Origin of the sequence: Paracoccus sp. T5 (assembly GCF_048538155.2) — a bacterium.
Taxonomy (GTDB): Bacteria; Pseudomonadota; Alphaproteobacteria; order Rhodobacterales; family Rhodobacteraceae; genus Paracoccus.
Genome location: NZ_CM135809.1, coordinates 3017572 through 3030000, shown reverse-complemented (window position 1 = coordinate 3030000; position 12429 = coordinate 3017572). Strand labels below are relative to the sequence as shown.

At 61.7% G+C, this 12429-nt stretch carries 8 protein-coding genes, 1 tRNA gene, 2 rRNA genes and 1 pseudogene (1 of these 12 only partly in view); 7 read left to right on the top strand and 5 right to left on the bottom strand.

The features are described from left to right. The 3 genes from ACNR9W_RS14965 to ACNR9W_RS14955 all read left to right on the top strand — a co-directional run. Nucleotides 1-2126 (top strand): 23S ribosomal RNA (locus tag ACNR9W_RS14965); it begins 708 nt to the left of the window's first position. 88 nt (nt 2127-2214) lie between these two features. Beyond that, nucleotides 2215-2329: ribosomal RNA gene (gene rrf / locus ACNR9W_RS14960) — 5S ribosomal RNA — on the top strand. A 60-nt stretch (nt 2330-2389) separates the two neighbouring features. Next, a tRNA-Met gene (locus ACNR9W_RS14955) sits at nt 2390-2466 on the top strand. 262 nt (nt 2467-2728) lie between these two features. On the opposite strand, the gene ACNR9W_RS14950 is transcribed toward ACNR9W_RS14955, so the two are convergent. The 5 genes from ACNR9W_RS14950 to ACNR9W_RS14930 all read right to left on the bottom strand — a co-directional run bounded on the left by ACNR9W_RS14950 (nt 2729) and on the right by ACNR9W_RS14930 (nt 7122). Further along, a complete protein-coding gene (locus ACNR9W_RS14950) occupies nt 2729-3127 on the bottom strand; it encodes a hypothetical protein (protein WP_419271722.1) in 399 nt (132 codons plus the stop codon). 536 nt (nt 3128-3663) lie between these two features. After that, nucleotides 3664-4635 carry an IS481 family transposase gene (locus ACNR9W_RS14945; protein WP_458478525.1) on the bottom strand — a complete coding sequence of 324 codons (972 nt, stop codon included), beginning with the start codon at nt 4633-4635 and terminating at the stop codon, nt 3664-3666. 341 nt (nt 4636-4976) lie between these two features. Beyond that, nucleotides 4977-5960: a nucleotidyltransferase family protein gene (locus ACNR9W_RS14940; protein WP_419271458.1), complete on the bottom strand. Its 984-nt coding sequence runs from the start codon at nt 5958-5960 to the stop codon at nt 4977-4979. A 38-nt stretch (nt 5961-5998) separates the two neighbouring features. Further along, nucleotides 5999-6121: a hypothetical protein gene (locus ACNR9W_RS14935; protein WP_419271457.1), complete on the bottom strand. Its 123-nt coding sequence runs from the start codon at nt 6119-6121 to the stop codon at nt 5999-6001. Further along, complete coding sequence (locus tag ACNR9W_RS14930; protein ID WP_419271456.1) at nt 6118-7122, bottom strand: hypothetical protein; 1005 nt, start codon at nt 7120-7122, stop codon at nt 6118-6120. Before ACNR9W_RS14930 ends, ACNR9W_RS14935 begins: the two co-directional genes overlap by 4 nt. A gap of 667 nt (nt 7123-7789) precedes the next feature. Here ACNR9W_RS14930 and ACNR9W_RS14925 point away from each other — a divergent pair. From ACNR9W_RS14925 to ACNR9W_RS14910, 4 genes and pseudogenes are all read left to right on the top strand, one after another. Further along, a pseudogene (locus ACNR9W_RS14925) lies at nt 7790-8089 on the top strand (transposase); the annotation flags it as partial. 76 nt (nt 8090-8165) lie between these two features. Continuing rightward, a complete protein-coding gene (locus ACNR9W_RS14920; RefSeq protein WP_458478524.1) occupies nt 8166-8423 on the top strand; it encodes a hypothetical protein in 258 nt (85 codons plus the stop codon). Between the two features lie 69 nt (nt 8424-8492). After that, complete coding sequence (locus tag ACNR9W_RS14915) at nt 8493-9257, top strand: SDR family NAD(P)-dependent oxidoreductase (protein WP_419271455.1); 765 nt, start codon at nt 8493-8495, stop codon at nt 9255-9257. After that, nucleotides 9254-11914, top strand: a complete 2661-nt coding sequence (locus ACNR9W_RS14910; protein WP_419271454.1) for a cation-translocating P-type ATPase — start codon at nt 9254-9256, stop codon at nt 11912-11914. Before ACNR9W_RS14915 ends, ACNR9W_RS14910 begins: the two co-directional genes overlap by 4 nt. Nucleotides 11915-12429 lie beyond the last annotated feature (515 nt).

The following is a 12429-nucleotide window of genomic DNA, read 5'->3' as shown; positions in this document are numbered from 1 at the left end:
ATCTAGGCATGAGCAGGATGAAGGTACGGTAACACGTACTGGAGGTCCGAACCCACACCTGTTGAAAAAGGTCGGGATGACTTGTGCCTAGGGGTGAAAGGCCAATCAAACTCGGAGATAGCTGGTTCTCCGCGAAAGCTATTTAGGTAGCGCCTCGGATGTATTCCTTGGGGGGTAGAGCACTGCATGGATGATGGGGGCCCACAGCCTTACTGAGTCTAAGCAAACTCCGAATACCCAAGAGAACTGTCCGGGAGACACACGGCGGGTGCTAACGTCCGTCGTGGAGAGGGAAACAACCCTGACCAACAGCTAAGGCCCCCAATTCGTGGCTAAGTGGGAAAGCATGTGAGACTTCCAAAACAACCAGGAGGTTGGCTTAGAAGCAGCCATCCTTTAAAGATAGCGTAACAGCTCACTGGTCTAATCAAGAGGTCTTGCGGCGAAGATGTAACGGGGCTCAAGCCACGAGCCGAAGCTTTGGATGCACCTTAGGGTGCGTGGTAGCGGAGCGTTCTGTGATATAGAACGCTGCCTCTTTTGATCCTCACGGATCAACGGAGGCAATGTTCTGACTGTGAAGCCGGGCCGTGAGGCATCCGGTGGAGTGATCAGAAGTGAGAATGTTGACATGAGTAGCGACAAACAGGGTGAGAGACCCTGTCGCCGAAAGTCCAAGGGTTCCTGCTTAAAGCTAATCTGAGCAGGGTAAGCCGGCCCCTAAGGCGAGGCCGAAAGGCGTAGTCGATGGGAACCAGGTTAATATTCCTGGGCCAGGAGATGGTGACGGATCCCGAGGGTAGTTCGATCTTAACGGATTGATCGGGCTGCTTAGGGGTCCCTGGAAATAGCCCTCCACAAGACCGTACCCGAAACCGACACAGGTGGACTGGTAGAGAATACCAAGGCGCTTGAGAGAACCACATTTAAGGAACTCGGCAAAATACCTCCGTAAGTTCGCGAGAAGGAGGCCCGGTTTTTGCGCAAGCAGAGGCCGGGGGCACAAACCAGGGGGTGGCGACTGTTTACTAAAAACACAGGGCTCTGCGAAGCCGTAAGGCGACGTATAGGGTCTGACGCCTGCCCGGTGCCGGAAGGTTAAAAGGAGATGTGCAAGCATTGAATTGAAGCCCCGGTAAACGGCGGCCGTAACTATAACGGTCCTAAGGTAGCGAAATTCCTTGTCGGGTAAGTTCCGACCTGCACGAATGGCGTAACGACTTCCCCGCTGTCTCAAATGTGGACTCAGCGAAATTGAATTGTCTGTGAAGATGCAGACTTCCCGCGGTTAGACGGAAAGACCCCATGCACCTTTACTACAACTTCGCACTGGCATCAGGATTGCGATGTGCAGGATAGGCGGTAGGCTTTGAAGCGGGGACGCTAGTCCTCGTGGAGCCATCCTTGAGATACCGCCCTTCGCACTCTTGATGTCTAACCGCGGCCCGTTATCCGGGTCCGGGACCCTGCGTGGTGGGTAGTTTGACTGGGGCGGTCGCCTCCCAAACAGTAACGGAGGCGCGCGAAGGTTGGCTCAGACCGGTCGGAAATCGGTCGTTGAGTGCAATGGCAGAAGCCAGCCTGACTGCAAGACTGACAAGTCGAGCAGAGACGAAAGTCGGCCATAGTGATCCGGTGGTCCCGAGTGGAAGGGCCATCGCTCAACGGATAAAAGGTACGCTGGGGATAACAGGCTGATGATGCCCAAGAGTCCATATCGACGGCATCGTTTGGCACCTCGATGTCGGCTCATCTCATCCTGGGGCTGGAGCAGGTCCCAAGGGTATGGCTGTTCGCCATTTAAAGAGGTACGTGAGCTGGGTTTAGAACGTCGTGAGACAGTTCGGTCCCTATCTGCCGTGGGTGTTGGAGACTTGAGAGGAGCTGCCCCTAGTACGAGAGGACCGGGGTGGACGTTCCACTGGTGGACCAGTTGTCGTGCCAACGGCAGTGCTGGGTAGCTATGAACGGACAGGATAAACGCTGAAGGCATCTAAGCGTGAAGCCCCCCTCAAAACAAGGTCTCCCTTGAGAGCCGTGGAAGACCACCACGTCGATAGGCCGGAGATGTAAGTGCAGCAATGCATTCAGTTGACCGGTACTAATGGCTCGATAGGCTTGATTTGATCCGGAAGAAGACAGACTGTCTTCCTCCCATGCATCCTTGGACAACAAAAACCCCGAAAGGGGCGACGCTGAGCGTGTCTTTCCCGGTCTGGTGGCCCTAGCGCGAGCAAAACACCCGATCCCATCCCGAACTCGGCCGTTAAGTGCCGCTGCGCCAATGGTACTGCGTCTCAAGACGTGGGAGAGTAGGTCACCGCCAGACCTGGTAAGACACGCAAATATCTCTCTGATAACGATGAAAACCCGATCAGGACAAAACTGGCGCGGGGTAGAGCAGCCCGGTAGCTCGTCAGGCTCATAACCTGAAGGCCGCAGGTTCAAATCCTGCCCCCGCAACCAAATACTCGCGTTAGGTCAGCACCTTAAGAGCCTCCCTTGCGGGAGACTTTTTGCGTTCCGCAACCATGTCAACAGGGTGTCAGCAAAACGACGGCGGCCGGTGGCGGAGAATAGCGCACCAGCTGAGGCCAATCTCTCTTAGTTGCTCCAGCGCCCGCTGGCGATGGCGGCGGCCTCCGGCTCGGGCATGAACTCGAGCTCCAGAAAGAGTGCGGCCACATAGCAGGTGTGAAGATGGGCCTTGGCCTGTCCCTTTCGGGGATCATCCGGCCGTAGAAGACGATGGACTGCCCGACAGCACCTGGTCGGACGTCACCCCGGCCTCCGCGGCGGCGCGTATCTTGATCTGTTTCAGGAGGGGGCCAATGATCTCCACGAAGGTCATTCGCTCCTTCAGGATCTGGCGCCGCTCGTGCACTGGACTGTGTCCAGCACCCGCTTGAGCGCGCCCATGAAACGGCCTTCTACACACTTCAGCAGCGCGCGGTTGGCTAGCTACCGTCAGCGTCTTCTGTGCCTCGTAGTCGAAGAAGAAGGTCCCCGGCATCGTGGTCTGTCCGGGTGCCATTCGGATCAGCCGGAGCCCGCCACCGCACATGTTGCCAGCGGCCGAACTGGAGGCGCCGAAGTCGGAGCCCCAGCCAGGAGCCTTCTGTCCCACTCTTGCTCCTCGTTCCCGGCAGGGACCGGCTGGCCAGAGCAGAGCAAAGGATGCCAACTGAGCCACGCCGAGGTTCGAAGCACCCGAATAGTGCCTCCTGAGCCGATCTGGGCTATGCAGAGGGCGAACGGGTGGAGCGAGTGAAGCCGCGCACTGAGGCACGACTTCATGTTCAAAAGCCGAGGGCGTTCCAGCGCCACTTTCAATCCGGCGTCTTGCGGGCGTAGTCTGGTGCCATGCTGCTCCCATACCCGATGATGGACAGCGTCTTGTCCGTCCGGACAATCCAGCCGGCGTCCACGAGACGGGAGATCGAATTCTCCGCCTTTCGCTCGTGGGCACCTCGATTTTTGAGTTTTCCGGCTTCGGATAGCGGGCTGGGGCTTGAGACGGTGATGATACCGCCAGCCGGCGTCCTTGCTCGCTATGGGGGCTTTGGTGCTGCGCTAGTCACGCGGGGCGTTTCGGCCTAATGGCGTGATTGCCGCGCCCCAAGGTCAGGCGGCGCAGCTGGCCGAGGCGGCGCATGTTGTAAGCTACCTGCCACATCCCGCATGATTGTACGGCCGCTTCTTGAAGAGGTCCGGCCTTTGCCTTTGCCAGTCCTTGAGCGCGTTGATGGGCGTTTGCCCCTTCAACACTGATTGCGGGAGCTGGCCGTTGTAAAGCCGGACATATCGAAGAATAGCCTGTTCAAGATCCTCGCCCCTGCGGAAGCGGTGGCTTTGCAGGACGTCCTCGATCCGGCCGTTGAAGCGCTCGACCATGCCATTGGTTTGCGAATGCATCGGTGGGGCCAAGCGATGCTCGATGCCGAGGTCGGCACAGAGGCGGTCGAAATCATGGTTGCCGGTCGCCCCCCGGCGGCGAAGGCCGAACAGACGATCGGTGAACTCCGTGCCGTTGTCGGTGAGCACCCTGGTGATCGTCATCGGCGCGGCGCGCTCCAGATCCCGGAGAAGGCGACGGGCGTTGGCGGCAGACTTGGCCGGGTAGATGCGCACGAAGACCCATCGCGTGGCGCGGTCGATTGCGACGAACAGATACCGGCGGCGGTTCCCGTCGGCCCTCTGCGGCAGGTACTTCACGTCAACATGGAGATCGCCCGGCTCGTAGGCCTTGAAGGGCTTGTGCGCAGGCCGTGGCGCCCGGGGCTGCAACGCGCGCAGGTTGCCCACGCCATGCCGGCGCAGGCAGCGGTCCAGGCCAGAGCGCGAGACGTGAGGGTTCAGGAACTCCTTGACCACCGACAGCAGGTCGTCCAGCGGCAGCAGCAGGGACTTGCGCAGCGCCACCGCCACAGCTTTCTGTGTCGGCGTGAGCGTTGTCTGAAGCCTGTGCGCCGTATGGCTCCGGTCATGGACGCTGTCGCGATTTCGCCACTTCCACACGGTCCGCTCGGAGATGCCGAAGCGCTCCGCCACCATCCAGGCCGGTTCCGTGCTCGCCTGGATCGCGCCCCTTATCCTTGGTGTCGTCGTCGCCTGCTTGTGAAGAGAGATCAGCATCCTCGCCTCCCGTCACGAACCTCGCCAAGGATAGATCTTGCCACGAAGAGCGCGGTCCGGCGATCTATGTGGATATCCGGGATCGGACAGCTACGTTCTCCCTTGTAACCTGAGCAGATTCAGCTGGGCCAATACAGAGCCCGATGGTTCAGGGGCCTGCGCCCGGTCGGGGCGCGGATCGGCAGGATGAAGCGTTCATGGAAACGACCATTCTTCACCCCACATGACCTCTCGTGCCAACTTTGTCTCCGTCGCCAGTTCCAGCCTGAATCGCGCTCGGCGCCCCCAGCGAAGCCCTTTTGTCATCACAGCCTAGAGTTAAATGTTCGCGTCATTGGCTATTATTTGGGGCGCCGTCTCATTTTCTTTGCAACTGTCGGACAAAATACATGCGCCCGTATTTTTGCCAAGACTTCATGAAGAAATTCCCCCTGCGCGAGACGAGCGCCTATATGGTCTCGATAAAGTTGAGAAAATATCAGTGCCCGCAAACGGCGAAATATGAACGGCGGCAGGGCCGCCAATGATCGATCTCCAGAGGCGCCAAAAGTAGTAAGAGAAGCGGAGGACACTGCAGCCTTGCCTGCACAAATCAGCGAAACGTCTTCCGCTTCAAGCAGATCGGCCATCAGACCGCAGCTTTCGAAGGTTTGATCGAAGCCGGCATGGTGAAGGCGTGAGGCGACCACATTCTGGTCACACTGCCGGCGCAGCGTGGACCAATCAATCCATGCGCGAAGGCCTACGGCACCATTGTGCCGCGTCGTGTGGGTCAAGAGATGGCAAGCCCTGTCTTCGTGGGAGGCGACTGACAGTCCCTGGATCCTGCTTGGGACACAGCCGCCAAATACCTTATCTGGATCAAGCACTGCGGCGACTGCACCTGGCCCTGCCTGAACATGGATCTCCACTGGGAAAGTCCAGTCCGGTCGAACGAGCCGAGGCAAGTGGTGCTTTGACAAGCGCTGGCCCCGCCAGTCAAAGCTTGAGCCATGGTAGGCAGGCGGTGCAGCAGGCGCAGCGCCAAGAGCACACAGCGCGGCGGCAGCGTCTTGGGCGCGATTTGCAGGCACGAGCACGTCCAGATCGCCCACATAGCGCATGGCGGGATCGACATGGATCGGCGAGAGAATATCACTGCCGCCCTTGAGAACCACTGCGGGGATAGCAGCTGCGCTGAGCGCTGCACCGATTTCCGCAAGCTGAACCAAGGCATCCCGGACCCTCTGCCGGTTCGCTTGGTACATTGCACGAAAAAATAGAGCGAGATCTGCGGGCATCTGCTTCGCGAGATCATCATCGCGGGTCAGGATCGCTCCGATCATGGTATGCACCTGCAGGCGCTGCGCCTCTCTGGCAACCGTCAGGGGATCGCTCTGCGCCAACGCAGGCTGAAGGTATCGCGGAACTTTTCCTGAAACCGCAACTGCGGCGAAACCGAAGAGCGCACGCCGTTCAGCGGGCCAAGCAACGCCGAAAGGGTCATCCTGCGAAGACATCTAGGCATGCTGGAACAGACTGGGCCGAGGTACCGTAGCGCAATGTGAATGCAGGTACGTCATCGAACAGTCTAGCCAAGGAAGTTATCTGCTTTCGTTGTCGTGAAGGACGACTGCCCGAACCAATGGCGGCGACGAAAGCCTCTTCGGGAGCCATTCGGGTCATTGTCAGTTCTGCCCCCGGCATCTGCACTGGAAATACGATGGCAGTAATCGGGACCGCAGTTCCTGGCGCCACCGCTGGTTCGATGGGAAGATAGCAGACACCGTCGCGGCTACTGCCAAATTGACCATGAAGGGCACTCAGGCGGCGCACTTCACTGAGGTTTCGAGCTCCCTCCTTGACCGCGCTGCCGCTCGGGAAAGCAAGAAGCTGTCGCCCATCAACGTGGAGTGGCAGGTGATCATCGGCCAAAAAGCCGCAACCAGCGTCGACCATCCCCTGTGCCAGCGTCGATTTACCCCTGCCGCTCTCACCCAAGATGAGAAGAGCGCTGCCCTGATGGAGCACTGCAGCGCCATGGAGGACCGCCCCCACACGGTCTGCGCCTGCGAGCGCTTCGGCAGCCTCTCTTATAATAAGATATCGCGCCACGTCGGTTGTTGCTCGACCCCAGTGAGCACGACCCTCAATAAAGACGCCAAAGCCTCCCTCGGCACAAGAAATGCAGCGAATCGATGGACCGTGAGATACGCGGCTTTCTTGCGACGCGGAAAATGCCCAGAGAAGTTCATCGAGCTCTCTCAGAAGAGCTGGGTCATCTGTCTCAACTGTGACTGTCCCCCAGGTGCTGACGAAGCGCCGATTGTACAAGCCTGTCTTCAGGCAATCCAACACGGGATCAGGAAAGGGCAACTGCGCTTCATCGAAGAGCCCGGCTCTTTTCCACTCCCGAAGGATCTCATCGAGAACTGCACGGGGCAGGTCCGCACCCACCTTAGGTGTCATGGGATCCGACAAAACCGCCAAGCCGAGTTCATCCGTCATAAGGATGGCCCCCGACGCCGGAGAATATAGAACATGACGGCTCCCCAAGCGCACTCGCTCTATAGCATCGATGCGCTCTGCGAGGGCCTTGAGCCAAGGCTGCGAGAGGGGCAAACCTTTCGCGATAACCGACAGCCCTGATCGATCCACGAGGGAGTGCCCCATCGCTGGTCAGCTACTTGACTTTTCCTGAAGGAACCTGACCCCGAGTGCCCCCAAACGGCGACCTTCCGACCCCTTTGCTGTTTCCGGGGTTCTGCGGACCTCGGCTGCTCCCGCTGCCACTTACACTGGCCAGAGAAACAGATGCCGACGCCGTAAGCACGACGGTCGATGCACCAGCGACAACGGCCGAATACTTTGTAAGTGCCGCCAAGACTTCACGGCGGTCAAGATCCACGTCGCCACCGACAGCGGAGTCGGGGCCTTGATTCGTGTGACGCATTTGATATCTCCTCCGAGATATATAATATATACGGCCTGACCTAGCTTTCTGTCAATTAATCAAAATAAAGTTTAATATGTATGCATTAGGTGTTTTGTCGGGAAATCGATAAAGCGTCTTGGGTTATTCAGAAATTTTCCTGCGGGCTGGATCAGGACCCATTGATCTGCTTGAGGCCGTCCGGCCCGCGTGACTCAAGCTCCCAAACTTGCGCGGGTGATGATAAGCAACCTTTTTTGGCTGAAGATGAGATGGAGCGGCTGAGGCCGTTCTAACTTAACAACAATGGCAAGCCGCGAGTAGATGATCGGCGTGTGCTCATCGGGATAATATCATTAAATCGTAATGGTTGCAGTGGTGCGATGCGCCCCAGGATTATGGTCCGCACAAGACCCCTCACGACCGGTGCAAGCGCGGGGCGGCATGGGGGTCTTTGTCCGGATGGTGGAGGAGCCGGCCTCAAGAGGCGGCGTGGAGAAGGTCGTCATGATCGACGCAACCCACCTCAAGGCGCACCGTTCTGAACCAGACGAGCGAGATTGAACTGGCGTTCATCCGCCCGCTTGGCGCGTTCAACACCGCGATGGTGGACGCATACATGGACCTGATGGAGGAGTGGACGTCCTTCATCGCGCGGCGCGTGCGGCAGGATGCGCGGATAATGCACGAAATGCTGCATTCAAGGGATCCCGCGCAAGTGCAGAAGATCCAGTCTGCTTTCTTCCAGCGTGCCGTGGACGAATACCAGCAGGAGGCGGCACGACTGAACGCCATCTTGCGGAACACCAGCCATCTCAACGTCGAGCCTGACGGCAACCCGGCGCCCGAAGAGAACCGAAAGGTGGATGCCGCCTGATTCAGGTCAATGTGCGGACACCTCGGCCATGGGATCCTGCACCATGAGCGATCTTACAGGAGCACGATCATGACCGACCTTCGCTTTGACTTCTCCGGCCGCACTGCCATCATCACGGGTGCAGCCTCGGGGATAGGCCGCGAGATAGCGCTGGAGCTGGGGCGCTCAGGGGCGCTTGTCGTCGTCAGTGACCTCAAGAAGGACGGCTGCCAGCATGTCGTCGATAAGATCACCGCAGCCGGGGGACGGGCGCACGCCTTCGCCGCGGATGTGACGGATGAGGCGGCGATGAAGGACCTTGTTGCCTTTGCAGAAACCGAGGGCGGTGGGCTGCACATCGCGGTGAACAACGCAGGCGTCGGCGGGCCCAGCCTGCCGACGGGTGAATACCCTGCCGAGGACTGGCGCCGGGTAATCGACATCAACCTGAACGGCGTCTTCTATGGCATGCGCTGGCAGATCCCGGCGATGGAGCGCGCGGGCGGCGGGGCGATCGTGAACATGTCGTCGATCCTCGGCTCGGTGGGCTTTGCCAATGCCGCGCCCTATGTGGCGGCCAAGCACGCGCTGCTGGGGCTGACACGAACGGCCGCGATGGAATATGCGGCAAAGGCCGTGCGCGTGAACGCCGTCGGGCCCGCCTTCATCGACACGCCGCTTCTGTCGGCAAACCTCTCGGACGAGGTCATGGCGGGGCTGGCCGCACTGCACCCGATGGGGCGGATCGGCGCGCCGGCCGAGGTCTCGGCGCTGACCTGCTTTCTGCTGTCCTCGCGCGCCAGTTTCATCACCGGCAGCTACCACCTTGTCGATGGCGGATATACCGCGCCGTGAGGGACGCAGCCGCAGCAGGCCACCTGCCCTCCTGGGCCATGCCCGCAGACGAGGTACTTGAGGCGCTGGACACCACTCCTGCGGGGCTTGCCCCCGCCGAGGCCGCCGTGCGGCTGGAGCGGCATGGCCCGAACAGGCTGCCCGAACCGACACGCCCCTCGGCGCTGGCGCGGCTGGCGCGGCAGTTCGCCAACCTGATGATCGTGGTCCTGATCCTGGCAGCCGTGATCATGGCGTTGCTGGGGCACTGGGTCGACACGGGTGTGATCCTGGCCGTGGTGATCGTGAACACGGTGATCGGCTTCGTGCAGGAAGGGCGGGCCGAGCAGGCGCTGGAGGCGCTGCGGGACATGCTGGCTCCGCGGGCCTCGGTCCTGCGGGGCGGGCAGCGGCAGGAGGTGGACGCGGCGGAGCTTGTGCCGGGCGACGTCGTGCTGATCGAGGCCGGCGACCGGGTGCCCGCAGACCTGCGTCTGATCGAGATGGCGAACCTGACAGCGGAAGAGGCGATGCTCACGGGCGAATCCCTGCCGGTCCGCAAGGCGCTGGCCCCGGTCGCGGCCGAAGCGCCGCTGGGCGACCGCAATCCGATGGCCTTCAGCGGCACGATGATCGCAGAAGGCACCGGCACCGGCGTCGTCACGGCCACGGGAGCGGCGACGCAGATCGGCCGCATCAGCGACATGATGAGCTCGGTCGAGGTGCTGACCACGCCGCTGATCGCCCAGATGAGCCGCTTTGCAAAGGTCCTGACCGGCTTCGTCCTGTCTGTTGCGGCCCTGGTCCTCGCCTTCACCACGCTGGCCCGCGACACGCCCTTTGCGGAAGGCTTTATCGTTGTCGTGGGCCTGATCGTTGCAGCCATCCCCGAAGGCCTGCCCGCCGCGCTGACCATTACCCTGGCCATCGGGGTTCAGCGGATGGCCGCCCGCAATGCCATCATCCGCCGCCTTCCGTCCATCGAGACGCTCGGCGCGGTCTCGGTCATTTGCTCGGACAAGACCGGGACGCTGACCCGGAACGAGATGGTCGTCACCCGCATCGCCACCGCCGAAGGCGACGCCGAGGTCGGCGGTGCGGGCTATGCGCCCGAAGGCGACATCACCGGCGCAGGCGGCGCGGCGCTGCGGGTATTGGGACGGATCGCGGCGCACTGCAACACCGCGCATCTGCGCCACGCCGGCACCTGGCGGGTGGAAGGCGATCCGATGGAAGGGGCACTGCTGGCATTGGCGGGCAAGCTGGACACGCCCTGGCAGGATCGCCCCGCGCCCCAAGCGACGATCCCCTTTGATGCGCGCTACCGCTACATGGCGGTGCTGCAAGACGGAATGATCCTGCTCAAGGGTGCGCCCGAGGCCGTTCTGGCGCGTTGCGACGGTGCCCTTGGCGCCGCAGGGCCGCTGGACCGCGCCCTCTGGGAGGAACGGGCCGCGTCCATCGCGGCCGACGGGATGCGCGTCCTGGCGCTGGCCCGGAAGCCGCATGACGGACCGGCGCTGGATCACGCGGATGTCGAGGGCGGGCTGATCCTGGTGGGCCTCGTCGGCCTGATCGACCCGCCGCGTTCCGAGGCGATCACCGCCGTGGCCGACTGCCGCCGCGCCGGCATTGCGGTCAAGATGATCACCGGCGATCACGCCGGCACCGCCGCCGCCATCGGCCGGCAGATCGGGCTGGCGCGCCCGGACCGCGTGCTGACCGGGGCGCAGATCGACGACCTGGACGACGAGGCGCTGATCGGGGCAGCGGCAGGCACCGACATCTTCGCCCGCACCAGCCCCGCGCACAAGCTGCGCCTTGTGATGGCGTTGCAGGCGCCGGGCGCCGTGGTCGCCATGACCGGCGACGGGGTCAACGACGCCCCTGCGCTGAAGCGCGCCGATGCCGGGATTGCGATGGGCCAGAAGGGATCGCAGGCAGCGCGCGAGGCCAGCGATCTGGTGCTGGCCGACGACAACTTCGCCTCGATCGCCGAGGCCGTGCGACAGGGACGCACGGTCTATGCGAACCTCAAGAAGGTCATCACCTTCCTGCTGCCGGTGAATGGCGGCGAAAGCATGAGCCTGATCATCGCCGTTCTTTTCGGACTTGTCCTGCCGATCACGCCCCTGCAGATCCTGTGGGTGAACATGCTCAGCTCGGTCGCGCTGGCGATGGCGCTGGCCTTCGAGCCGCCCGAGAAGGGCGTGATGGCGCGCCCGCCGCGCCCGGCCTCGGCGCCGATCATGTCGCGCTTTGTTCTCTGGCGCGTCATGCTTGTCTCGGTCCTCTTCACCATCGGCATCTTCGGGCAGTTCGAAATGGCGCTGGCCTTGGGCGCGGATCTGGATGTGGCGCGCACGATGGCGGTCAACACGCTGGTGGCGATGGAGGTGTTCTATCTCTTCTCGGTCCGGTACCGATACGGCGCCTCGGCCACAGCGGAAGGCACCCGGGGAACGCCTGCCGTCCTGATCGCCCTGGCCGTCGTGCTGGCCTTGCAGGCGCTGCTGACCTATGCCCCGCCACTTCACGCGCTGTTCGAGACCGCTGCACTGTCCCTCTGGCAACTGGCCTCCTGCGCGGCTGCAGGCGTGCTGCTTCTGGCGGTGCTGGATGTCGACAAGCGCGTCGCCGCGTTCTGGAAGCGCGATCCGAAAGGAGACACTGCGTGACGGCGAGCGGCAGGTCTTTAAGGCGAGCTTTGGCCGCTTCGTGAGAGCCCGATCTGAAGATCGGCGGCGAGTGGAGTTACACTCCACAGCCGGTTCCCGCCGCTGTTTCGGCGCTTAGGGACCCGAACTGCATTCAAGAAATCGACTCTGTCGGACAACATCTGGCGCTCAGCTTCGGCCCAGTGCGGATCGATAGCGAAGACTGTTCTCATCGGCACCCTGACGCCGCTGGCGCCCCTACATCGCTTGGCGACGCTGCACGTGGTACGTCTGGCGCGGGAGTATGGCGGCTCCGGTGCGGCCGCGATGAGTAGGCGTGATGAACTTTCCTCACCGGCGGGATGGGCGAGACACCAACATTGATGCGGCAGCACCTCTGCGACTTGCTGGGCTTTTTGGACAGGGCCTGAACCTGCCCTCCGCGCCCGCCCTACCGGCCGCACCGCAGATCCAAGTACAGGGAGCCGGGTCACGGTGATCGTGACCGAGACGGCAGAGCAGCTGATGATTGCGCG

What these genes read in the sequence shown, in the direction of transcription:
- ACNR9W_RS14930 (WP_419271456.1), bottom strand. Translation starts at nt 7,122, where the DNA reads ATGACGGATGAACTCGGCTTGGCGGTTTTGTCGGATCCCATGACACCT.
- ACNR9W_RS14940 (WP_419271458.1), bottom strand. Translation starts at nt 5,960, where the DNA reads ATGATCGGAGCGATCCTGACCCGCGATGATGATCTCGCGAAGCAGATG.
- ACNR9W_RS14915 (WP_419271455.1), top strand. Translation starts at nt 8,493, where the DNA reads ATGACCGACCTTCGCTTTGACTTCTCCGGCCGCACTGCCATCATCACG.
- ACNR9W_RS14935 (WP_419271457.1), bottom strand. Translation starts at nt 6,121, where the DNA reads ATGACCCTTTCGGCGTTGCTTGGCCCGCTGAACGGCGTGCGCTCTTCG.
- ACNR9W_RS14945 (WP_458478525.1), bottom strand. Translation starts at nt 4,635, where the DNA reads ATGCTGATCTCTCTTCACAAGCAGGCGACGACGACACCAAGGATAAGG.
- ACNR9W_RS14920 (WP_458478524.1), top strand. Translation starts at nt 8,166, where the DNA reads ATGGACCTGATGGAGGAGTGGACGTCCTTCATCGCGCGGCGCGTGCGG.